The organism is Streptomyces sp. NPDC046900, from assembly GCF_040644975.1.
Taxonomy (GTDB): Bacteria; Actinomycetota; Actinomycetes; order Streptomycetales; family Streptomycetaceae; genus Streptomyces.
Genome location: NZ_JBEYXD010000007.1, coordinates 115,979 through 139,093 on the forward strand (window position 1 = coordinate 115,979; position 23,115 = coordinate 139,093).

Here is a 23,115-nt window from a genome sequence, read left to right on the forward strand (position 1 = left end):
ACTTAGTTCAGAACCTCTTGCACTTTGTTCAAGAAGGGCCTAGGTTCAGAATTGCACTTGGTTCAAGTGCCTACGTGCGGGAGGGGCAGGAGCAATGACACAGGAGACGCTGTCCGATTTCGTCGAGGCGACGGCCAAGGAGTTCGGCATTCCCGGCGTCGCCGTCGGGGTGCTCGTGGACGGTCAGGAGGTCTACGCGTCCCACGGTGTGACGAGCATCGACGATCCGCTGCCGGTCGACGAGAAGACGCTGTTCCCCCTGGGCTCGGTGAGCAAGACCTTCACGGCGACCACGCTGATGCGCCTGGCCGCCGAGGGACGGGTCGAGCTGGAGGCGCCGGTGCGCCGGTACATCCCCGAGCTCAAGCTCGCCGACGAGCAGGCGGCGGAGCGGATCACCGTGCTCAACCTGCTCAACCACACCGCGGGGCTGGACTGGAACCTGATCGAGACCGAGGACGGGGACAGGTCCCTGGCGGCGTTCGTGGCGAAGCTCGCCGAGCTGGCCATGATCGCACCGCCCGGCACCCGTGCCTCGTACAGCCAGGCCGGCTACAACCTCGCCGGGCGCATCGTCGAGAAGGTCACGGGCCTGGCCTTCGAGAAGGCCGTCGCCTCGCTGGTGCTGGAACCCCTGGGGCTGTCCAACACCTTCTTCGACGTGGACGACGTCATCGTCCGTCGCTTCGCCGTGGGTTACAACCGCGGCGAGGACGGGACGCTGCGGCGCGCCCAGCCGTGGAAGGCGTTCCGGGCCGGTGACCACGGCAACAATCCCGGCGGAGGCATCGTGTCCTCGGTCGACGACCTGCTGCGCTGGGCCCGGTTCCATCTCGGCACCGGCGACGCTGTTCTGCCCGCCGAGGCGCTGGCTCGCATGAAGGAGCAGACGGTCGAACTGCGCGGCAGCACCCTCGGAGACGCCTTCGGTATCTGCTGGTTCCTGCGCGATGTGGACGGTGTCCGCACGATCGGGCACGGCGGGTCGGGCAACGGCCAGTTCTCCGAGTTGCTCGTCGTACCCGAACGGGACTTCGCCGTGGTCTCCCTGGCCAACGCCGGCCCGGACGGCTACCAGTTCAACCAGGCCGTCGTCCGCTGGGCACTTGAGCACTGTCTCGGCGTGGTCGAACGTGACCCGGAGCCGGTCCCGTACGACGAGGGGCAGGCGCGGGAGGTCGCCGGCCGCTACGAGATCGACGCCATGAACCTCGACATCGCCACCGACGGGGCCCTCCTCACGCTCGCAGTCGGGATCAAGCCGGAGATCCGCCAGGCATCGGACGTCGAGATGCCCCCGGACTACCCGGCGGCCACGATGGGGTTCCTGCCCGGGCCGGGCGACGAATACATCATCACCGAGGGCGGCCTGAAGGGACAGCGAGGCTTCTTCACCCGCGACGAGACCGGCGCGGTCACGGGCATCGACCTCGCCGGACGACTCTTCGGCCGGGGAACGCACGCATCCTGATCCAGGGAACACAGGGGGCGGTCCCAAGAATGAGCACGGCATCTCGCCGGGTCGCGACCGCCCTCTGAGCCGGAGAACCTGCGGCGCTGCGGCTCCGCCCCCAGCCGCAGGTCAGCCCCCAGATCGGCGTGTGTCGTACGGATCAGGCGGTTCGGCGAGGCGGGCCGCTGTCTCCAGCAGCAACGCGTGGACGAAGGCCTGGGGGATGTTGCCGCGCAACTGACGCTGGGCGATGTCGAACTCCTCCGCGTACAGACCCGACGCGCCGCAGGCGCCACGGTTTCGTTCGAACCAGCGGTGCGCGTCGACCGCGTGACCCTGCTGGTGTTCGGCGAGCGCCATGACGAACCCGCACAGCAGGAACGCCCCCTCGGCCTCCTCCAGAGGCCGCTCGTCGTGACGGAAGCGGTAGATGAAGTGGTCTTGGGTCAGTTGCTCACGGCAGGCACGCAGGGTGGCGCGCGTGCGCACGTCGTCGGCGGGCAGCGCCCCGCGCACGGGGGGCAGCAGCAGCGCGGCGTCGACCGAGGGGTCGTCGGGCGTGCGCTGCCAGTGGCCGTCGGGATGCACGCCGCCCGCTGAGGTGGCGGCTACCAGGGTGTCGGCGAGGTCGGTGCAGGTGCCGGCGAGTGGGCGGTGGGGTGCCGCGGCGGCCAGGGCGCACAGCCCGGCGGCGCAGATGAGCCGACTGTGGGTCCACTGCCGGGCGTCCAGTTCCCAGATCCCCGCGTCGGGCTCCCGCCATCGCTCGGCGATGGCCCGCACTGCGAGGTCTGCCGCCTTCCAGGCGTCGGAGTCCAGCCGGTCCCCCCGCTCGGCCGCCGCGAACAGCAACAACGCCTCGCCGAAACAGTCCAGCTGGAACTGCTTGCGCACGTGGTTGCCGATCCGGCTGGAGCCGCCGGGGTAGCCGGACAGGGCGAGGTCTTGCTGGCCGGGGACGGCCGTGCCGTGCACGGTGTAGGCGGGAGCGAGGTGTGGGCCGTCGGCCAGCAGCCGCTCGCTCACGAAACGGACGGCGTCGTCGAGGAGTTCGGGGGCGTTCGCGGCGGCCGCCGCCTGTCCCGCGTAGCTCTGGTCCCGGATCCACACATACCGGTAGTCGTAGTTGCGTCCCGCCTGGGCGCGTTCGGGCAGGCTGGTGGTGGCCGCGGCGACCATTCCGCCGCCGTGTGTGGTCAGCCCGCGCAGCACGGCGTAGGCGCGTCTGGCGTCGCCGGGCGCGATGGTCTGCTCCAGCGCGGGCACAGCCTGCCGCCAGGCCCGCTCGGTGGCGGCCCAGGTCTCCGCGGCCCGCGGAAGGGCGTGCGGCAGCGGGGAGCGGGAGCATTCCAGAACCAGGTCGTGGCTTTCGCCGGGCCTCAGCACCAGATCGGCGGTCAGGCCCTGCTCGCCGGCGGTGGCGGACGGGGCGCCCTGCCAGCGCAGGTGCCGACGGCCGGTGTTCAGGTGCCAGACGCCGTCGTCGTCGCGGTGCGGGGACGTCAGTGGGGCACGGCCGTAATCGGCACGCGGGTCGAGCACGACCCGGAGACGGGCCGGGCGGTCGACGGCGAGCACCTGCCGCAGCAGGACCAGACGGTCCTCCTCGCCGGGCAGGGCCAGGCACTCACGGCACTCGATGACGCCCTCGGTGGTGACCCAGCGGCTGCGCCAGATCAAGGTCCCGTCCTCGTAGTAGCCGCCGGGGACCCAGTCGGCGCGCGGGGTCACGGCGTAGACGCCACCACCACCGATCAGAGAGGCGAAGACGGCGTCGTCGTGCCAGGTCGGGGCACACAGCCAGGTGAGAGCGCCGTCCGGTCCGATGAGCGCGCCGCGTTCCCCGTCGGCCAGCAGTGCGTAGTCGTGCAGCGCGTGCGGCGGGAAGGATGTGGTGCTCATGGTGCGGCCTCCTGCAGTCAGACCACTCGGTAGGGCTGTGCGCGCTCGGTGTTCAAGGTCAGTCCCAGCCCCGGTGTGCCGTCGGCACCCGGTGCGATGGTGCCGCCGGTGGCGTCGAGGACCCCGTCGAAGAGGATGCGCTCGATGCGGACGTGGTCGTGGAACCACTCCAGGTGCCGCAGGTTGGGCACCGCTGCGGCGACGTGCGCGTGGGCGTGTGGGGCGCAGTGCCCGGAGATGTCGATCCCGCGGGCCTGGGCGAGCGCGGCCGCGCGCAGCCAGACGGTGATGCCGCCGCAGCGGGTCACGTCGGCCTGCAGGCAGTCCACGGCACCGGCGGCGAGCATGTGCTCGAAATACGGAAGTGTGTAGCCGTATTCGCCGGCGGCGACCTCCGAGGTGAGCCGGTCGCGGATCATGGCGAGAATGGTGAGGTGGTCGGAGGAGACCGGCTCCTCGAACCAGGTCACGCCTTCGTCGGCGAGTTCCCTTCCCATACGCACCGCCTGCTTGGCGCCGTAGCCGCCGTTGGCGTCGACGAACAGGTCGGTGCTGTCACCTATGCAGGCGCGAGCCCCGGCGACGCGTCGTCGGTCGCGGTCCTCCCGGCGCCCCCAGGACTCGGCAATCTTGATCTTGACCCGGGGGATGCCCTCCTCCTCGACCCAGCCGCGCAGTTGACGCTCTTGCTGCTGGTCGTCGTACGTGGTGAATCCGCCGCTGCCGTAGACCGGCACGGCGTCGCGGGCGGCGCCCAGCAGCCGCACCAGCGGCAGTCCGAGCAGCCGCGCCTTCAGATCCCACAGGGCGATGTCGACGGCCGCGATGGCCTGGGCGGCCACGCCGGGCAGACCGGCGTTGCGCACCGCGCGAAGCATGGCCTCGTTCAGGCGCGGCACGTCGAGCGCCGGTGACCCGGTGACCACTCCGGCGAGGAGGTCGTCGACGGCACGTGCCGTCGCGGCGGGCGCGTAGGTGTAGCCGAGGCCGCTGACATCACCGCACCGGACGGTGGCCAGCACGAGTGTGGTGCTGTCCCAGCTGAGGGTGCCGTCGGCTTCGGGCGCGTCGGTGGGAATGGTGAACACGGCGCTGTCCAAGCGCTCCACGACCGGGGTGTCGCTCACTGGTCGTCCTCCGTACCGGGCCGCTCCCGGCGATGGCGGCTGCCGGGCGGAAGCTCCTGGCCCTCAGGTTTGGGTCCCTGCCGGACCAGGGCGACGCGATCGCCGTCGCCCTTGAGGGAGACGCAAGCAACGGCCTCGATCTGGTCCGGAGTCACGTGTGGCGAGATGGGCGGTGCAGCGGGGCCGGTCATGAAGTCGAACACCCAGGGCTTGTCGGCCACCGGCGCGGCCTCCCAGACACCGTGCCCATCGCCGGGGCCGGCGAAGACGTGCTCCATTCCCCAGTCACGCAGAGGCCCCAGGACGTGCTCAGAGACCTTCGTCGACATGTTCCTGACCTTTCCGCAGTTGCTCTCGGGGCCGCGGTCATGGGCGGCGCAGGTACCGCACGGCTCCCCGCCCGGCCGCGGTCGCGGCCGTCGCCGTGAGGGCCGCGACGCCCGCGGTGGTCGCCCACTGGGCCGCGCGAGAGGGGTGAGGAGGTCGCTGGGCCAGGCGTTCGGGCTGCTCGCTCGGAAGGTTGCCGTCGAGGCCGAGGGCGAGGACCTCGGCGAGGTGCAGGGCACGGCGGCCGGTCGCGCCCTGTTCGATCTGGGTGCGGCAGCTGAAGCCGTCGGCGAGCACCAGAGCACCCGGGGCGGCCTGGCGTACGGCGGGCAGGACCCCCTCTTCCCCGACGGCCATGGAGACGTCGTAGTGGCCTTGTTCGAAACCGAAGTTGCCGGCCAGGCCGCAGCAGCCCTCGTCCAGCACCTCGGCGTCAAGGTGGGAGCGGCGCATCAGTTCCCGGTCGGCGTCGAACTTCATGATCGCGTGCTGGTGGCAGTGGGTCTGCACGAGCGCCTGGCGGGCGAGCTGCGGCGGACGCCAGCCGTCAGGCGCATGGTGCACGAGCTGCTCGCTGAAGGTGCGGACCTGCCCCGCCAGCCGCTTGACGTCCTGGCCGGCGGGCATCAGCTCGAGCGCGTCGGCTCGGAACACCGCTGTGCAGGAGGGTTCGAGGCCGATGATCGGGGTGCTCGACTCGAGGTAGGGCCGCAGGACGTTCACGGTATGCCGCAGCACCTTCTCCGCGGTGGTCAGCTGGCCGGTGGAGATCCAGGTCAGTCCGCAGCAAACGGGCCTGGTCGGCACGGCGACCCGGAATCCGGCGTCCTCCAGGACGCGGACGGCGGAGATCGCGATCGACGGATGGAAGTAGGTGCTGAAGGTGTCGGGCCACAGCACCACGGTCCGCGGGTCGGCCGGATCGGGTTCCTCGGCATCCCGCTCCTTCCACCACTGCAGGAAGGACCGCTGGGCGAACACCGGAGCTTGCCGGGACTCGGCCACGCCGGCCAGGGCCTTGCCCACCCGGGCCACGCCGGGAGCCCGCAGCAGGTTGTTCACCAGGGACGGCGCGAGGCGGGACAGGCGGGCCCACAGCGGCAGCCAGCCCATGGAGTAGTGGGCGGCGGGGCGCAGGCGTCCCTCGTAGTGGTGAGCGAGGAACTCGGCTTTGTAGGTGGCCATGTCGACGCCCACCGGGCAGTCCGACTTGCACCCCTTGCAGGCCAGGCACAGATCGAGCGCGTCCCGCACCTCGGTGGAGCGCCAGCCGTCGGTGACGGCCGAGTCGGCGTGGCCGCCGAGCATCTCGAACAACAGCCGAGCCCGGCCCCGCGTCGAATGCTCCTCCTCCATCGTGGCCCGGTAGGAGGGGCACATCACCCCGCCTTCGTGGCCGCGGCAGTTGCCGATGCCGACGCAGCGCATCACCGCACGGGTGAAGGAGTGCTCGTCCTCCGGGTAGCCGAAATGCGTGTCGGGCGTGGCCGGCCGCCAGCCGGGGCCGAGCCGGAGCTGCCCGTCGACCGGGTTCGGATCGACGATCTTGCCCGGGTTCATTCTGTCGGCGGGGTCGAACAGCGCCTTCAGCTCACCGAACGCGGCCACGAGCCGCTCGCCGAACATCCGGTGCAGCAGCTCTGCCCGCGCTTGACCGTCACCGTGCTCGCCCGACAGGGAACCGCCGTAGGAGGCCACGAGGTCGGCGGCCCGCTCGACGAAGCGGCGGAAGTCGGCCACGCCCTCGGCGGTCTTCAGCCCGAAGGGGATACGGGTGTGCACGCAGCCCTGCCCGAAGTGCCCGTACAGCGAGGGGTGGTCGTAGCCGAACTCGTCGAACAGGTGCTTGAGGTCGCGCAGATAGTCGCCGAGCCGCTCCGGCGGGACGGCTGAGTCCTCCCAGCCCTCCCAGGTCTCCCGGTCGTCCGGCGGCCGCGCGGTCACGCCGAGCCCGGCCTCGCGGGCCCTGAGCATTTTCTGCTCGCGCTCCGGATTGTCGGAGAAGGCCACGTCGGGGTCCTTCGCGCCGCGGCCGATCGCGCGCAGCAGCGCGTACGCCTGTTCGTCGGCGGCCTCCCGGCTGTCGCCGCTGTACTGCACGAGCAGCCAGCTGTCGCCCTCGGGGAGGACGCCGAGCGAGTCCAGGTAGGCGCCCTCCTCGCGCATCAGTTGCGCCATCCGTCCGTCCAGCGCCTCCAGCTGGCTGGGCGAACAGTGCTCCAGCAGGCGGGACACGTCGTCGCCGGCCCGGCAGATGTCGTCGTAGCCGAGGACGAGCAGCGACTGGTAGGGCGGCACCGGCACCAGATCGAGTTCGGCGCGCAGTACCGTCACCAGGGTGCCCTCGCTGCCGACCAGGGCCCGGGCGACGTCGAAGCCGTTCTCCGGCAGCAGCGAGTCCAGGTTGTAGCCGGAGACCCGGCGGGGGATCTTCGGGTATCCGCGACGGATGTCCGCCAGGTACTCGGTGACGATGCGGTCCATACCGTCGTAGATCTCGGCCTTGCGACCACCCTCGGCGCTGATCGTTGTCCGCTCCGTCGTCGAGGTCGGCCCCACCCACATGCGCACGCCGTCATAGGTGAGGACCTCGAGGCGTCGTACGTTGTCGACGGTCTTGCCGTACGCCTGCGCGGAGGCGCCGCACGAGTTGTTGCCGATCATGCCGCCCAGAGCACAGTGGGTATGGGTGGAGGGTTTCGGCCCGAACTGCAGGCGATGGCCAGAGAGCCGTTTGTTAAGTTCGTCCAGGACGATTCCCGGCTCGACCACACAGGTACGCGCCTCGGGATCCACGGACAGCAGGGCGTGGCAGTACTTGCTCCAGTCGATCACCACGGCGGTGTTCGTCGACTGACCCGCCAGGCTGGTGCCGCCGCCACGTGACAGGACGGGGGCACCGAAGCGCGCACAGACCTCAACCGCGTGCGCACCGGCCTCCACGGTGCGCGGCACGACGACGCCGATGGGCACCTGCCGGTAATTGGAACCGTCCGTCGCGTATGCGCCCCTGCTGCCCGAGTCGAAGCGGACTTCGGCATCGACCTCGGCGGACAAGGCAGCTTGCAGACCGGCCACGTCCGTGTCGGTGGCCGCCCTCGGCAGAGGCCCGCCCATCATCGGGGAAACCGGCCGATGTGTCGCGAGCATGGCGTGGGTGGTGGCGCGCTCCTGCTCAGGCGCTCGGACCTCTGCTCGTGGCCATGGCTGACGGCGCGGTGTGTCCTGCGGGCCTTCTCACTCACGATCGACCTCCGGTCCCTGTGCACCGTGCGGTACGAGTCGCCGTGTACCCCGACATTGCGGGATGCAACGGTGACCTGCACAGGCCATGCGTCGCGCTGGGGCGCTCGGCACGTTCAGGGCCCTGCATGAGCGCTTCGCCAGACCCGTGACGCTGGGGTCCTTCGCTGGATTCGCACTTGCATTGCACTTGCGCAACGGCATTGGGTCACCCACATGACCGGTGCTCGGCACGGCACGGAAGGTCGTCGGCGCCGGACGACGCCCGCGACGTCCGGCAACCCTGCCGCCGATCGGTGCAGCTATCGGGCGGGCAGTCCTACCGACCGTACGGAGCGGGCAGGGATGAAGGCGGAGGTGCTGTCGAATGCCCAGCGGTGACGTGTTCGTTCTCATTGATGAGGGCGGCCGGGTGGTCGAGTGGGGGCGTCCGGCCGAGGAGCTGTTCGAGTGGTCCGCCGAGGAGGCCGTCGGCCGGTCGGTGACCTCGCTGACGCAGGGGATCTCCGCGGACCGCCCAGGGCGGTGGGAGGGACTCCTCGAGTCGGACGCCCTACTGGTCAAGCCGCTGCTGCGCGGCACTTCCGTGGTGTGGCAGGTGCTCACGCCGGGGGACATGCCGGCCGCGCAGGACCTGGCGATCCTGAAGGCGCTGTTCGCCCATTCCCCGGTGGCTTTCCATGTACTGGACGACCGGCTGCGCGTGGTCCGCACGAACACCGCTTCCGAGGGGCCGAGCGACACGCCGGCTGGGCACCTGCTGGGCAGACCCTTCACTGAGGCCTGGGCACTCGAGGACGCCGTGGCGGAGACCGCCGTGGCGCAGGGCGTCCTGGACAGCGGATGCCCGGTGCTGAACCGGCTCGTGCGAGGCGCACGGGCGTCCGGCCGGCCCGGGCGTCATATCCAGTCCGTCTCGTACTTCCGTCTGGAGGACTCCCGCGGCCATGTGCTCGGGCTGGTGGCCACCGCGGTGGACGTCACGGAGCGGGAGAGCGCGGCCGGCCGCCTGGCCCTGCTGGAACAGGTCCGCTCACGAGTGGGGCACGTGCCGAACGTGGGCGTGATCTGCCAGGAGCTGGTGGACGCGGTTGTGCCCGCCTTCGCGGACGTGGCCGTCGTCGAGGTGGTCAACGACGTCGTCCGCGGCGAGGACCCTCCGCAGGTACCCGTAGGCCAGGACGTGCCCCTGCGCCGGGCTGCCTTTCGCGGTGGCGTCACCCCGGCATACCCGCTCGGAGAGGTCCGCCCGCTCCCGCCCGGCACCCCCTTCTCGTTCGTCCTGTCCGACCTTCAACCACGTCTGGTCCCGATCGAGGAGAACAGCTCGTGGCCGGCCGCCGACCCCGCCCGGGCCGAGGCCATCCGGCGGTCCGGAGCCCACTCCCTGATCGTGGCACCGCTGGCGCTGAGAGGTCAGGCCCTGGGCGTGGTGAGCTTGTACCGCTGCCAGGACCAAGACCCGTTCGCCGAGGAGGACGTCGCGCTTGCGTCCGCCGTGTGCGCGCACGCCGCACTGTGCATCGAGAACGCCCGCCGGTACATGCGCGAGTGGATCATCGCCTCCACCGTCCAGCACCGACTCCTCCCCCAGGGCTCCCCCGCACAGACCACCGTGGAGGTCTCGCAACTCCACCTGCCGGGCCCCGAGGGCGGCGGCGCATGGTCCGACGCGATTGCGCTGCCCGGCGCACGGACCGCTCTGATCGTCGGCGACGTGGCAGGTGAGGGCATGCTCGCAGCCGTGATGATGGGACTGGTGCGGACGGCCATCCACACACTCGCCGCCCTGGACCTGCCGCCCGACGAACTCCTGGCCCGACTGAGCGACTCCGCCGCTCGCTTGGCGCCCGCCTACGCCGCGCTGCCTGTCGCGGATCCCGAGCCCACGCCGCTCGCCATCGGCTGCGTCATCGCGGTCTACGACCCGGTCGAACTCACCTGCACCATCGCACGCGCCGGCCTCGCGAAGCCGGTCGCCGTCCTTCCCGACGGCTCGACGGTGACGCTCTCCGTCCCCCCGGGCCCCTTGCTCACCGGGGCGGACAACGCCCCCTTTCCCGCAACCACCGTCGTCCTCCCCGAGGGAACCACGCTCGCCATGGGCACGGCTGCGCTCGCCGACCGCGTGCTGGCGCCATCGGGTCCGCTGCGCCCCCTGCTGGACGGCGCCAGTTCCAGGCCGCTGTCCGATCTGCGGGACGCCATTGCCGACGCGTGCCCCGAGGACCACCGGCTCGGCGAATCCATGCTGCTCCTCGCCCGTACCAAGGCACTGCCGGCGGACCGGGTCCTCACCCGCGCGCTGCCGGAGGGTCCCGAGGCCGCACCGATCGCCCGAGCGGAGACCCGTCGCCGGCTGGAGGCGTGGGGCATGGACGAGGAGACGGCGTTCACCACCGAGCTCATCGTCAGCGAGTTCGTCGGCAACGCCGTCCGCTATGGAGCCCCGCCTCTGCAACTGCGTCTGATCCTGGACCGCATGCTGACCTGCGAGGTCAGCGACGCCGCACCCAGCGCCCCGCATGTGAAGCACGCCCGCACCCTGGACGAGACCGGCCGCGGGCTGTTCATCATCGCCAGCTTGGGCGAGCGGTGGGGCACCCGCTTCCAGGCGGACGGGAAGACCGTCTGGGCCGAGCAACCCGTCAAGCCGCCGGGAGCCGGCCCATGACACCGGTCGTCCTGGGAAGACCTCGGTGACTGCGCCGGCCCTGTACCTCACCCCTGATTCCGGTAGCGCAGGTAGATCACGCCGCCGTCGAAGCGGCGCCGATCTCATCGGAGATCAAGGTACGAAGCGGTAGCCCATGCCGGGCTCGGTGAGGAGGTGCCGGGGGCTCGTCGGGTCGGGCTCCAACTTCCGCCGCAGGCTCTGGAAGTAGACACGAAGGTAGTGGGTCTTGTCGTCGTGTCCCGGTCCCCAGACCTGCCGCAGGATCTGCCGGCTGGTCACCAGCTCCCCCGGGCGGTGGCGAAGCAGTGCGTCGAGGATGCCCCATTCGGTCGGGGTGAGGCGCAGTCGCTCGCCGTCACCGTCCCCGCGGCGCACGGTGGCGGTGTTGAGGTCGATCGTCCACTCGCCGATGTGCGCGACCGTCTGAGAGGGCTCCTCCCTGGCCGGTCGGCGCAGCACCGCCCGCAAGCGGGCGAGGAGTTCGTTCATCGCGAAGGGCTTGGTGACGTAGTCGTCGGCACCCGCGTCGAGGGCGGCCACCTTCTCGTCGGCCTCGGACCGCCCGGAGAGGACGATGATCGGCACCTGGCTCCAGGCGCGCAGGGCCTGGATCACCTGGTGGCCTCCGATCTGCGGCAGCCCGAGGTCGAGGAGGACGGCGTCCGGCGGGTTCGAGATGGCCTCCGCCAGTGCCTGACGGCCGTCGGCCGCGGTGTCGACCGTGTAGTCGACCTGGAGGCTGATCTCCAGGGCCCTGAGCATGTGCGGTTCGTCGTCGACGACCAGAATGCGGGGCATCGTGGTGCCCTTTCGTCTGCGGGCCCCCTCGGAGGCGAGCGTTCTGAAGACCCGAGCTGATCAGCGGGCCGTGGGAGCGGGTTCGACGGTGAGTCGGTAGCCGACGGAGGGGTCGTTCTGCAGGAACCGGCCGGTTTCGTCGTGCAGTTTCTTGCGGATGCGGTAGGCGTAGACCTTGAGGTAGTGCTGTTCGTTGGCGTACGCGGGGCCCCAGACATGCTCCAGGATCATGCGCCGGGTGCAGACCTTGCCGACGTGGCGTGCGAGGTACGCGAGTATGTCGAATTCCTTGGGGGTGAGGTCGAGCGGCCGGCCATCGTAGGTGGCCTGGTAGTGGACCAGGTCGAGGGTGAGCGGGCCGGCGACCAGTTCGGTCGGGTGGCCGGCGTCGGCAGCGTGGTGGCGCAGCGCGACCCGGAGCCGGGCGTCGAGTTCACGCATGCCGAAGGGTTTGGTCATGTAGTCGTCGGCGCCGTTGTCGAGGGCGTCGACTTTTCGGTCTTCGGAGCTGTCCGCGGACAGGATGATGATGGGCCGGTCGGTCCAGGTGCGGATCCGGGTGCAGACGTCGATTCCGTCGAAGTCGGGCAGGCCGAGGTCGAGCACGATCACATCGGGGGCGTGGACGGCGGCGTCGGCGAGGCCGGCTTGGCCGGTTTCGACGGTGCGGACCTGGTGGCCGAGGGCTTCGAGGCCGACTCGGCAGGCGGCGAGCAGCGCGATGTCGTCATCGACGATGAGGACAGTGGCCACGGTGGGTGCTCCTCGGACAGGCCGGCCGCGACCGGCAGGGTGAAGGTGAAGCGAGCGCCGCCGCCGGGGTTCTGGTCGGCCCAGATGCGTTGGTGGTGGGCTTCGATGAAGATTTTGGCGATGGTCAGTCCGAGTCCGGTTCCGGTGTCGGCTTCGCGACGGAAGAAGAAGCCGAAGACCTGTTCCCGTTGACCGGGCGGGATACCGGGGCCGTGGTCGGCGACCGAGACGGTCACCGTGGCCTGGTTGTCCTGGTAGGCGCGGATGGTGATGGATGTGCCGGGCGGGGCGTAGCGGGCGGCGTTGTCCAGCAGGTTGGCGAGCACCCGGCCGATGAGCACGGTGTCGACGTCGACGAGCGGCAGGTCGGCGTCGATGTCGGTGATGATCTGCCGCGGCGGAGGGCCGGGCAGGTCCCGCAGGACGGCGGTGATGAGAGCGCTCGCCGTGGTCAGGCTGGTGCGCGGCCGCAGGACACCGGCTTGGACCCGGCTCATGTCGAGCAGGTTGGTGACCAGGGCCGCGAGCCGATCGGTCTGGGCATCGATGAGCTGGGCCAGCTCTCCGCGGGCGGCGTCGGTCAGCGCCGGGGCGAGATGGGCGTCGGCGAGCACCGAGGACGATGCCTTGATCGAGGCCAGGGGGCTGCGCAGGTCGTGGGAGACGGCGGCGACCAGGGTGCGGGCGAGGTGCTCCACCTCGTGGGTCAGCTGTGCGCGCAGCGCCTCTTCACGCAGCTGGGCTCGTTCGACGGCCAGGGCGATCTGGTTGGCGAACAGCAGCAGCGGCTCGCGTTGCTGCTCGGTGATCGTGACGCCGGTGATCGCCAGCATGCCGATGGGGCGCCCGGCCGCCACAAGGGCCAGCTGTACGGGCTCGCCTCTGCGCGCCTGGCCGGTGGGTGCGGCGAGCATGTCGAGATTGGTGACCTGTCCGGGCTTGGGGTGAAGTCGCTGTAGCTCGGCCGGGTCGAGGTCCTCGCCTGCGGTGGCCGCGACTCGGAGCTGGTCGCCGTCGGGGAGCAGCAGCGCCACATGGCCGGCGTCGAGGACGTCGGCCAGGGCGGTCACGATGACGCTGAGCAGTTCGGGCAGCGGCCGGTCCTGGACGAGCTGGGTGGACAGGTCGAACAGCCGCCGCACCAGCAGACCGCGCTGGCGGGCGGCCGCCCTGGCGGCGTTCATGCCGGCCACCACCCGGGCTACGGGCAGCATGACCGCCACGTAGATGCCGAGCGCGATCCAGTTCTCGCTCGCGCCGACATCCAGCGTCAGATAGGGCGGGATGAAGAAGAAGTCGTAGACCAGGAAGCCGCAGACGGTACTGAGCGCACCCGCGAAGAAACCGCCTATGGTCACGCCGACGACGACCGGCACGACCAGCACCAGAGCCGTGGTGGCGATGCTCAGATGCGGCCGCAGCGGCAACATGGCGAGGGTGAGCACGGCCATGCAGGCCAGGGCGGCCAGCGACCCTGCCAGTTTGCGGCGCGCGGTCTCGGTCGTGTGGGCTCCTCGCGGGTGCTGCATTCGGTGACCGATCATCGACATTTTTTCCACCAGCCATCCTGCCACCAGATCGTCGCCGCTGGTTTGCCCTGGTCAGGCGCGGTCGTCGGGTCGACGCTCCCCTCCGGCCACGCCTGGCCGAAGTGCGGGTCGCCCGCCGCCGAGATCGTGGGGCGGGCGATGATGTGCACGTCGATACCTGCGTCGCCCGCCAGGCGCGTGAGACGCCGGACGGTGGAACCTCCGGCGAGCAGATGCAGCCAGCGGCTGCGGCGGCTGGGTCCGAGCACGATGTGCGTGGCGCTGTGCTCGGCGGCGGCTCGCATGAGCGCCCGTGCCGGATCGTCGTCCTCGATCTCGATCCAGGTGCCGCCGGACTGCTCGGTCAGCTGCCTGATCGGCTGGAGCGCCACCGTCCGCGGGCGCCCGAGGACGTCGCTCGGGTGGACATGCACCACGTACAGGTCGGCCGCGAGGCCGGCGGCTATTCGGCAGGCCCGGCGCCACACCGTCTCCGTGCCGGGTTCGTCGGTGACCCCGACCAGGACCCGTTCCACCGCGCCCCCAAAACGGCCGGCCGCGGTGCGGCGCAGCTGAGCGAGTGGCTCGTCGTCGGTCTCACCGCCCAGGAAGCGCAGGGTCAGATCGCGCAGAGCGGTGAGATTCTCGGTCTGGAAGAAGCCGTTGAGGGCCGGGCGGATGCGTTCGGCCGGGTAGATGTTGCCGTGCAGCATCCGCCTGCGCAGTTGTTCGGGCGATGAATCGACCAGCTCGATCTGGTCGGCTCTGGCCAGCACCGCGTCGGGGATGCGTTCGCGCACGCGGGTGCCGGTGATCGCCTCGACGGCGTCGGCCAGGCTCTCGATGTGCTGGGTGTTGAGTGTGCCGATCACACTGATGTCGGCGTCGAGCAGTTCGAGGACGTCCTGCCAGCGCTTCTCGTGCCGCCCGGAGCCGGGCACGTTCGAATGGGCGAGCTCGTCGACGAGCACCAACTCCGGCCTGCGAGCGAGGATCGCGTCGAGGTCCATCTCGGCGAATTGGGCGCCCCGGTAGGTGACCGCCTTCGGCGGAACCACCTCCAGGCCCTCGAGCTTGGCCGTCGTGGCCGGGCGGTCGTGGGTCTCCACGATCCCGGCCACGACGTCACATCCGCGGGCAGCCCGGCGGGCGGCCTCGTCGAGCATCGCGTAGGTCTTGCCGACCCCGGACGCCATGCCCAGATAGACGCGGAACCGTCCCGCGGCAGCGACCGGAACGTCCCTGCCTCGCTGCGGCGTCGACGCTTCAGCCAGGTGGGAGATGTGGTCTCCGGAGGGTGCGGCCCGCTGCGGGCTGTCTGCGGACATGGGCATGCGGCTCTACCGCAGCCCGGCCAGCGCCTCGTTGAGTTCGAGGACGTTGACGTGGGACGCGCCGAGGAAGCCCCACTGGGGCCCCTGCACATGCGCGGCGACCAGAGCGTGCACCTGGTCGTCGGACAGGTGGCGAGCCGCCGCGACCGTGTCCACCTGGGCGTAGGCGGCCTCGGGGCTGATGTCGGGGTCGATCCCGCTGCCCGACGCGGTGACCAGGTGAGCAGAGGGTGTGACGCCCTGCTTCTCCAGGGCGTCGGCCCGCTTCTTGTAGGTGTCGACCAGTTCCTTGGAGCGGGGACCGAGGTTGGACCCTCCGGTCGCGGTCGGGTCGTCACCGTCGGGGCGGCCCTGGAACCACTGCGCGCCCTTCCACTGCTGGCCGACCAGGGCCGATCCGCTCTTGCCGAGCGAGCCGTTGGCCTGGTCGTGGAACAGTGCCTGTCCGACGCCGGTCGTGGCCAGTGGATAGGCCAGTCCGAGCAGGACGAAGAAGATGGCCGAGACGATCAGGCCCCGCCGCAAGTTCACCCACAGCATGACAACTCCATGACGAATCCCATCCGGTGCCGCGCCGCGCGCGACTTGGGCAATGCAGTTCTTGAGGTGCGGTTGTTGCTAGGCATGCGGGTCTCAGTAGGCATGCAGGGCGGTCAGGATCAGGTCGATGAGCTTGATCCCGATGAACGGGACGATCAGCCCGCCGACGCCGTAGATGAGTACGTTGCGGCGGAGGATCGCCGTCGCGCCGACCGCCCGGAACCGCACGCCGCGCAGGGCCAGCGGGATCAGTGCGACGATCACCAGCGCGTTGAAGATGACCGCGGACAGTACCGCCGAGGTCGGGCTGTGCAGGCCCATGATGTTGTACGCGTGCAGCTGCGGGAACGTCGTGAGGAACAGCGCCGGGATGATCGCGAAGTACTTCGCGATGTCGTTGGCGATGGAGAACGTCGTCAGGGCACCGCGGGTGATCAGCAACTGCTTGCCGATCTCGACGATCTCGATGAGCTTGGTCGGGTTGGAGTCGAGGTCGACCATGTTGCCGGCCTCTTTCGCGGCCGTGGTGCCCGTGTTCATCGCCACGCCGACGTCGGCCTGTGCGAGGGCGGGGGCGTCGTTGGTGCCGTCGCCGGTCATCGCGACCAGCTTCCCGCCTTCCTGTTCGGCCTTTATCAGCTGCATCTTCCTGTCCGGAGTCGCCTCGGCCAGGTAGTCGTCCACGCCCGCCTCCTGGGCGATCGCGGCTGCGGTGAGCGGGTTGTCACCCGTGATCATCACGGTGCGGATACCGATGGCGCGCAACTCGGCGAACCGTTCGGCGATGCCCTGCTTGACCACGTCCTTGAGTTCGATCACGCCGAGCACCTCGGGGCCGTCGGCGACCACCAGAGGGGTGGCACCGGCCTTGGCGACCCGTTCGACGATCGGGTCCAGCTCCGACGGCAGGGTTCCGCCCTGCTCACCGACCCAGCGCTTGACGGCGTCCGCGGCGCCCTTGCGGATGAACCGGCCGGCGATGTCCAGCCCGGACATCCGGGTGGTCGCGGTGAACGGGACGAACGTGTGGGACGGGCCCAGGTCACGCTCGCGCAGCCCGCAGCGCTCCTTCGCGAGGACGACGATGGATCGTCCTTCCGGCGTCTCGTCGGCCAGCGACGCCAGCTGTGCGGCCTCGGCCAGATCGGCCTCACTGTGGTCGCCGACCGGGTGGAACGCGGACGCCATCCGGTTGCCGAGGGTGATGGTGCCGGTCTTGTCCAGCAGCAGGGTCTGCACGTCACCGGCGGCCTCGACGGCCCGGCCGCTCATCGCGAGCACGTTGCGCTGAACCAGCCGGTCCATGCCGGCGATACCGATCGCGGACAGCAGCGCACCGATCGTGGTCGGGATCAGGCAGACCAGCAGCGCGATGAGGATGACCACCGACACCTGCGTGCCGAAGAAGCTGGCCATCGGCTGCAGCGTGACCACGACCGGGATGAAGATGATCGTGAGCGCGGCGAGCAGGATCGCCAGCGCGATCTCGTTCGGGGTCTTCTGCCGCTTGGCCCCTTCGACCAGGTGGATCATCCGGTCCAGGAACGTCTGTCCCGGCTCGGCGGTGATGCGCACGACGATGCGGTCCGAGAGCACCCGGGTTCCGCCGGTGACCGCGGAACGGTCGCCGCCGGACTCGCGGATCGTCGGGGCGGACTCGCCGGTGATCGCCGACTCGTCGACCGACGCCGCGCCCTCGATGATCTCGCCGTCGGAGGGGATGACGTCCCCGGCCTCGCACACCACGACATCACCCGTGGTCAGGTCTCCGGCCGCGACACGCTCCTCGGTACCGTCGGCCGTCAGCCGGCGGGCGTCGGTCTCCGTTCGGGTGCGACGCAGGGTGTCGGCCTGCGCCTTGCCGCGGCCCTCGGCCATCGCCTCGGCGAAGTTGGCGAAGAGCACCGTCAGCGCCAGCCATACGGTCACCAGCCAGGTGAACACGCTGGGGTGCGCGATCGATTCGATCAGGGTGACCACGGTGCCGATCAGCACCACGAACATGACCGGGTTCTTGATCTGCACGCGTGGGTCGAGCTTGCGGACCGAGTCCACCGCGGCCTGCCGCAGGATCTGTCGGTCGAACAGGCTGCGCCGGTTCACCACGCCGCGCGGCCCGTCGGGTGCACCTGGCCCCGCAGCCAACTTGTCAAGGACACGAACGTCCTGCATCACAGCATTCCTTTCCACACGCGCAACGACCGCGGTGACAGGGGGTTTACGCATTCAGCACGCACCGGATCACACGCCTCAGAAGAATCCGTGGCTGACCTGCTCCACCAGCGGGCCGAGGGCCAGGGCCGGGAGGAAGGTCAGCGCGCCCACGATGAGGACCACACCGGTGAGCAGGCCCACGAACATCGGCTTGTCGGTGCGGAAGGTCCCGAGCCCCGCGGCGACGGGCTTCTTCGCGGCCAGGCTGCCGGCCAGCGCCAGCACCGGGATGATCATCCCGAACCTGCCCAGCAACAGCCCGATGGTGCCGGTGATGTTGTAGAAGGGGGTGTTCGCGCTGATACCACCGAACCCGGAACCGTTGTTGTTGGTCTGCGACGTGTAGGCGTAGAGGATCTCGGAGAACCCGTGTGGCCCGGCATTGAGCGGACCGGCCCGTCCGACACCGATCGCGGCAGCGATCGCGGTCAGCACCAGCACCGTGATCGGCATGACCAGCACACCGAGGGCGGCGAGTTTCACTTCCTTGCCCTGGATCTTCTTGCCCAGGTACTCCGGTGTCCGTCCGACCATCAGGCCGCCGATGAACACGGTGATCACCGCGAACAGCAGGATGCCGTACAGCCCGGTCCCGACACCGCCGGGGCTGACCTCGCCGAGCATCATGCCGGTCAGCATCGCGAACCCGCCGATCGGCGTGTACGAGTCCGCCGCCGAGTCCACCGAACCCGTGGAGGTCTGCGTCGACGTCACGTTGTAGAGCGACGAGGACAGCACCCCGAACCGGGTCTCCTTGCCCTCCATGTTTCCGATGCCGGCGTCGCTGATACCGGCAGCGGCCATGGCCGGGCTGCCCTGGTGCTCGGCCACCGCGGCCATCGTCAGCCAGCCGGCGAACAGCACCGTCATGACGGCGAGGATCGCCAGACCCTGGCGGGTGCTGAACACCATCTTGCCGAACACGTAGGTGAACGCGACCGGGATGCACAGGATCAGCAGCACCGACATCAGGTTCGTCAGACCGGTCGGGTTCTCCAGCGGGCTGGCAGCGTTGGCGTTGAAGAAGCCACCGCCGTTCGTACCGAGCTGCTTGATGACCTCCTGCGAGGCCATCGGGCCGCGGCCCAACACCTGGCTGACACCGTTGAGTTCGTTGTGGATCGGCGCCGCACCGGCCAGCGTCTCCACCGCACCCTGTCCGATGAACACGAGCGCCGCCACAAACGAGATCGGCAGCAGCACGTAGACCGTGCCGCGGACGAAGTCGACCCAGAAGTTGCCGATCGTCGGCGATCCCTTGCGGGCGAAACCGCGCACCAGCGCGATCGCGACCGCCATTCCGACCGCGGCGGACAGGAAGTTCTGTACCGCCAGTGATCCCATCTGCGACAGATAGGACATGGTCGTCTCACCCGAGTACGACTGCCAGTTCGTGTTGGTCACGAACGACACGGACGTGTTCCACGCCGTGTCCGCCCGCACCGCACCGAAGTGCTGCGGGTTGAACGGGAGAGACCCCTGAAGCCGGAAGATGCCGTAGGTGACCAGCAGCGCCACGGCCGTGAAGCCGACCACGGACGCGGCATAGCGCTGCCACGTCTGCTCCGACTCCGGTGACACCTTCAGCGCACGGTAGATCGGCCGCTCCAGCCACAAGAGCCAGCGCGAACGCCCCTCGTACACCGCGACCATGTACGACCCCAGGAACCGCCAACACAGCCCCAGGACGACGACCATCACGACGATGGTCAATGCGAACGCCATCAGAATCGCTCCGCCTTGAACAGCGCCACGCCCAGATAGATGAACATGACGAACGACAAAACCAACAGCAGGACGTCAGTCGCGCTCACACTCGCTCCAAGCACCGAATCAGGCCGAGCATGGCGGCCAGGAAACCGACGATTCCGATCACAACCCAGATATCTGCCACGTACGCAGCCTGGCGCCGTCCCCGGTAGCCGCGCGGTGAAAGCACCGGCCCGGCCGGTGGAAAAAGAGTGAACGGGTCCAAAGGGCCATGCGACCGGTCCGGGATGCGAGCGACGAGGGGCCCTCCGGCGCGGATGGCACCGTAGAACGGACGGACCGTTTCCGGTCCCCGGTGGTGTGGGCCGCCGCCCGACCGGCCGGCCCGGCCTGTCGCCGGCCATGACGTGCAGCGCATCGGTGTGATCGCCCCGGGGAGACGTACGTCACGTTCTCCTCTTGTCACACGGCGCCTGGCCGTGTTGTCGAGGGTGCGTGGATCAATACGGCGCTGGAGAGCGCACGAAGGACGTCCTTGTCATCAGTGGAGGATTCACCGGCGTGTGGAGTGCGGCGAGAGCCGTGCGTGCCATGCGTGAGTCAGGTGCGCAGGTGCGGGTGACTCTGGACCGCGGCGGCGACGATCTGGTCGTACGTCCCCGACTGCACGAAGAGGATCCGCAGGCCAAACCGGTGTCCCGCACCGCACGAGTCGGTGACCGCGAAAAGATCCTCGCCCGGACCGGCCGCCTCTCTCACCTCTGACAGCGCTGAGGGCCACGCTTCCCGGCCGTCGAACCAGCGGGATCACCACCGGTGGCACAGACGAACGCTTCGCGGACAGGCACCGTACACGCTCGGCTGGTGCGGTGCCTGCACGCCGCCACCGGGAGGCCCGGCGAAAGAATGCCACGCGTACACATATCGGACAAAATTCTCGCAAGGAGGACCATGCCATGAAGCTCGCAGTCATCGGCGGCACCGGGCTGATCGGGTCGCAGGTCGTCAAGAACCTGAACTCGGCAGGCCATCACGCTGTCCCGCATTCCCAGTCCACCGGCGTGGACATCATCACCGGCCAGGGCCTGGACGAGGCCGTGGCGGGCACCGACACCGTCATCAACCTGACGAACTCCCCGGCCTTCGACGAGACCTCGGCCGCCTTCTTCCGCACCTCGATGGACAACCTCCTCGCCGCGAGCGAGAAGGCGGGCGTCGGGCACTTCGTCATCCTCTCCATCGTCGGCGTGGACCAGGTGCCCGACCTGGACTACTACCAGGCGAAGGTACTCCAGGAAGACATCCTCAAGGCCGGCCCGATCCCCTACTCCATCGTCCGTGCCACGCAGTTCATGGAGTTCATGGAAGCGACCCTGGCCATGACCACCGAGGGCGATACCGTCCGCCTGCCGCGTACACCGCTGCAGCCGATCGCCGCCGCCGACGTCTCCCGAACTGTCGCCGAGGTCGCCACCGGCACCCCGATCAACGGCGTCCTCGACATCGCAGGGCCCGACGTCTATCCCCTCGACGAACTCGGCCGTCTCACGATCACCGCCAAAGGCGACGGACGCCGCGTCGTCACCGATGACACCGCCGGAATGTTCGCCGCCGCACACGGTGACGTCCTCACCGCCACGAACGAAGCCCGCATTGCCGCCACCCACTACACCGACTGGCTGTCCCAGAACTAACGGCGGCCCACGGTCGGACGACTTGGCCATCGCCGGCACGGTCGTACGCCGAACGGGCGGCAGCACACCTGCCGCCTGTTCGGCGTGCACGGATTCCGATGGGCCATCGCCCGACCGCTCAAGCGGTTACCGCTCCCGGACGGCCTCCCCGGCACCGGCTCGGCCGCCGTCCGGTTCTCACGGCTCCTGTCGTCCGTTCGGGTGCTGTGTCGCCGCCTCGGCACGGTCGAGGCACCCCTCGACGGGCTACGCGGTCCTAGCTATGAGGGGCACGTCTCGTACCGGCCGAGGAGCACACATGCACGCCCGTGAACGGCGGATCGCCCTGTCCGTCCGCGAGCTCTCCGGCATGCCCTTCGCCCGCGATGAGCAGTGCCCCAGATCCCAGTGGTTCTTCGGGGAGCGCCCCCGCCCCTGCACGGCCCTCGCGGTGCACGCCGCCGAGACCCCGCACACCGTTGCGAGGCGCGCCACCCCCCTCGGCGTCCGGACCCTCGCCGGCACGTATGTCACGGGGCTGATCGTGGACGCGCACCTGGTCTTCGGCGCCTACGGCTGCGGCCTCAAGGGAGGCAGCCGCGTCGCCGTCCGCGCCGACGAGGTCCTCCTCGCCGCAATCAGCCTCGCTCACACGCGGCACCGCAGCGCGCGCGATGATCGAGGCCTCACTCAAGCGTCGCGAGACCCGCCGCTGCCTCACCCGGTCGGGCTGCCCAGAGCTCGGCCCATCGCTGCGGGTCACCCTCGCAGGTCGGTCCGGGACTGGACAACGACAGCTCGTCCCGCCGATCCCTGACACCATCACAGCACCCGTGCGCGAGATCAGGCCGTCGGCCAACTCGTCGAGGAGCAAAGGTTTCAAACAGTGCCGTCGAACAATGATCCAGCGAAAGACGCCGAGAGCCTCGAAGAGGCAGCGGCTGTGTTCTACGCCATCCGCCGTCGTCTGTTCGGGATCGCCTACCGCATGCTGGGCACTGTCAGCGAGGCGGAGGACATCCTTCAGGACGTCTGGATCCGCTGGCAGACCTACGACCGGTCCAAGGTGCACAACGCGCATGCGTTTCTCACGACGACCACGACAAGGCTCGCGATCAACGCCCTGCAGTCCGCGAGGGTCCGCCGTGAGACCTATGTCGGTCCGTGGCTGCCCGAGCCGGTCGACACCAGCAGTGACCCGGCTCTGGGCGCCGAGCGCGGGGAAGCTCTGGAGGTCGCGGTGCTGATGCTGCTGGAGAAGCTCACTCCCACGCAACGGGCGGCATACGTTCTTCGGGAGGCGTTCGACTACCCGTATGAGGCGATCGCAGAGATCATCGGTCAGACGACGGCGAACGTGCGCCAGCTGGTGAGCCGGGCGCGGAAGCTGCTGGCCGCGGGGAAACGTGCGACGGTCGCGACCGCCGAGCATCAGCGGTTCCTGACCGCGTTCATCGCGGCCGCGAAGGTGGGCGATGTGGCCGCTCTCGAGGAGCTGTTCGCACAGGACGTCGTCTCGTACTCCGACGGTGGAGGCGCCGTTCGTGCGTCGAAGTTCCCCGTCGAAGGCCGTCATCGTGTGGCGAGGTATTACCACGCGTTCGCCGACCGCTTCTGGGTCGGGGTCACGGTGGAGCCGGTGACGGTCAACGGCCAGGCTGCGATGCGCCTGTCCCGCGAGGGAAACGTGATCGCCGTCATGACGGTGAACGTCACTGATGAAGGCATCGACCGGCTGATGTGGATCATGAATCCTTCGAAGCTCGCCGGCATGGCCTCCTGAGCCCGATCCCGCACGGCTGCGGGCGGGTAGGGGTCCGCGGGGCTTCGACGTC

18 protein-coding genes are annotated in these 23,115 nt (G+C 69.6%); 6 read left to right on the top strand and 12 right to left on the bottom strand.

The features are described from left to right. The first annotated feature begins 94 nt into the window (after positions 1-94). Complete coding sequence (locus ABZ904_RS10105; protein ID WP_360992362.1) at positions 95-1,471, top strand: serine hydrolase domain-containing protein; 1,377 nt, start codon at positions 95-97, stop codon at positions 1,469-1,471. Between the two features lie 111 nt (positions 1,472-1,582). Here the strand turns inward: ABZ904_RS10105 and ABZ904_RS10110 are convergent, their stop codons facing one another. From ABZ904_RS10110 to ABZ904_RS10125, 4 genes are read right to left on the bottom strand one after another with little or no spacing between them, the layout of a single operon-like run. Next, on the bottom strand, positions 1,583-3,355 hold the full coding sequence (locus tag ABZ904_RS10110) for a glycoside hydrolase family 15 protein (protein ID WP_359391804.1): 1,773 nt from the start codon (positions 3,353-3,355) through the stop codon (positions 1,583-1,585). 17 nt (positions 3,356-3,372) lie between these two features. Next, positions 3,373-4,482 (bottom strand): enolase C-terminal domain-like protein, encoded by a 1,110-nt coding sequence (locus ABZ904_RS10115; protein ID WP_360992358.1) that lies wholly within the window; start codon positions 4,480-4,482, stop codon positions 3,373-3,375. Further along, positions 4,479-4,811, bottom strand: coding sequence for a pyruvate decarboxylase (locus ABZ904_RS10120; protein ID WP_359391802.1), 333 nt, complete (start codon positions 4,809-4,811; stop codon positions 4,479-4,481). Before ABZ904_RS10120 ends, ABZ904_RS10115 begins: the two co-directional genes overlap by 4 nt. Positions 4,812-4,848: 37 nt before the next feature. Next, the gene (locus ABZ904_RS10125; RefSeq protein ID WP_361822445.1) at positions 4,849-7,926 is read right to left on the bottom strand and encodes an FAD-linked oxidase C-terminal domain-containing protein; all 3,078 of its coding nucleotides are present in this window, start codon (positions 7,924-7,926) and stop codon (positions 4,849-4,851) included. A gap of 493 nt (positions 7,927-8,419) precedes the next feature. On the opposite strand from ABZ904_RS10125, the gene ABZ904_RS10130 reads away from it, so the two are divergent. Then, positions 8,420-10,726 carry a SpoIIE family protein phosphatase gene (locus ABZ904_RS10130; RefSeq protein ID WP_361822361.1) on the top strand — a complete coding sequence of 769 codons (2,307 nt, stop codon included), beginning with the start codon at positions 8,420-8,422 and terminating at the stop codon, positions 10,724-10,726. Between the two features lie 114 nt (positions 10,727-10,840). On the opposite strand, the gene ABZ904_RS10135 is transcribed toward ABZ904_RS10130, so the two are convergent. The 8 genes from ABZ904_RS10135 to ABZ904_RS10170 all read right to left on the bottom strand — a co-directional run bounded on the left by ABZ904_RS10135 (position 10,841) and on the right by ABZ904_RS10170 (position 19,711). After that, positions 10,841-11,527, bottom strand: coding sequence for a response regulator transcription factor (locus tag ABZ904_RS10135; protein WP_359391800.1), 687 nt, complete (start codon positions 11,525-11,527; stop codon positions 10,841-10,843). A gap of 60 nt (positions 11,528-11,587) precedes the next feature. Next, positions 11,588-12,250, bottom strand: a complete 663-nt coding sequence (locus tag ABZ904_RS10140; RefSeq protein WP_361822448.1) for a response regulator transcription factor — start codon at positions 12,248-12,250, stop codon at positions 11,588-11,590. Further along, entirely contained in the window at positions 12,136-13,824 is a 1,689-nt protein-coding gene (locus tag ABZ904_RS10145) for an ATP-binding protein (protein WP_361822365.1), read from the bottom strand. The genes ABZ904_RS10140 and ABZ904_RS10145 overlap by 115 nt, the downstream gene beginning before the upstream one ends. Continuing rightward, positions 13,821-15,137 carry a universal stress protein gene (locus tag ABZ904_RS10150; protein ID WP_361822368.1) on the bottom strand — a complete coding sequence of 439 codons (1,317 nt, stop codon included), beginning with the start codon at positions 15,135-15,137 and terminating at the stop codon, positions 13,821-13,823. Before ABZ904_RS10150 ends, ABZ904_RS10145 begins: the two co-directional genes overlap by 4 nt. Positions 15,138-15,149: 12 nt before the next feature. Continuing rightward, the gene (locus ABZ904_RS10155) at positions 15,150-15,683 is read right to left on the bottom strand and encodes a potassium-transporting ATPase subunit C (protein WP_360992345.1); all 534 of its coding nucleotides are present in this window, start codon (positions 15,681-15,683) and stop codon (positions 15,150-15,152) included. 93 nt (positions 15,684-15,776) lie between these two features. After that, entirely contained in the window at positions 15,777-17,855 is a 2,079-nt protein-coding gene (kdpB, locus tag ABZ904_RS10160) for a potassium-transporting ATPase subunit KdpB (protein ID WP_359391796.1), read from the bottom strand. A gap of 78 nt (positions 17,856-17,933) precedes the next feature. Next, complete coding sequence (kdpA, locus tag ABZ904_RS10165) at positions 17,934-19,622, bottom strand: potassium-transporting ATPase subunit KdpA (RefSeq protein ID WP_361822372.1); 1,689 nt, start codon at positions 19,620-19,622, stop codon at positions 17,934-17,936. After that, positions 19,622-19,711, bottom strand: a complete 90-nt coding sequence (locus ABZ904_RS10170) for a potassium-transporting ATPase subunit F (RefSeq protein WP_189308987.1) — start codon at positions 19,709-19,711, stop codon at positions 19,622-19,624. Before ABZ904_RS10170 ends, kdpA begins: the two co-directional genes overlap by 1 nt. A gap of 487 nt (positions 19,712-20,198) precedes the next feature. Between ABZ904_RS10170 and ABZ904_RS10175 the strand changes: the two genes are divergently transcribed. From ABZ904_RS10175 to ABZ904_RS10190, 4 genes are all read left to right on the top strand, one after another. Then, positions 20,199-20,372 (top strand): hypothetical protein, encoded by a 174-nt coding sequence (locus tag ABZ904_RS10175; protein WP_360992338.1) that lies wholly within the window; start codon positions 20,199-20,201, stop codon positions 20,370-20,372. 191 nt (positions 20,373-20,563) lie between these two features. Continuing rightward, on the top strand, positions 20,564-21,301 hold the full coding sequence (locus ABZ904_RS10180) for an NAD(P)H-binding protein (protein WP_359391793.1): 738 nt from the start codon (positions 20,564-20,566) through the stop codon (positions 21,299-21,301). 298 nt (positions 21,302-21,599) lie between these two features. Then, entirely contained in the window at positions 21,600-22,097 is a 498-nt protein-coding gene (locus ABZ904_RS10185) for a hypothetical protein (protein ID WP_360992334.1), read from the top strand. Positions 22,098-22,166: 69 nt separating this feature from the next. Beyond that, positions 22,167-23,063, top strand: a complete 897-nt coding sequence (locus ABZ904_RS10190; protein WP_359391791.1) for an RNA polymerase sigma-70 factor — start codon at positions 22,167-22,169, stop codon at positions 23,061-23,063. Positions 23,064-23,115: the final 52 nt, after the last annotated feature.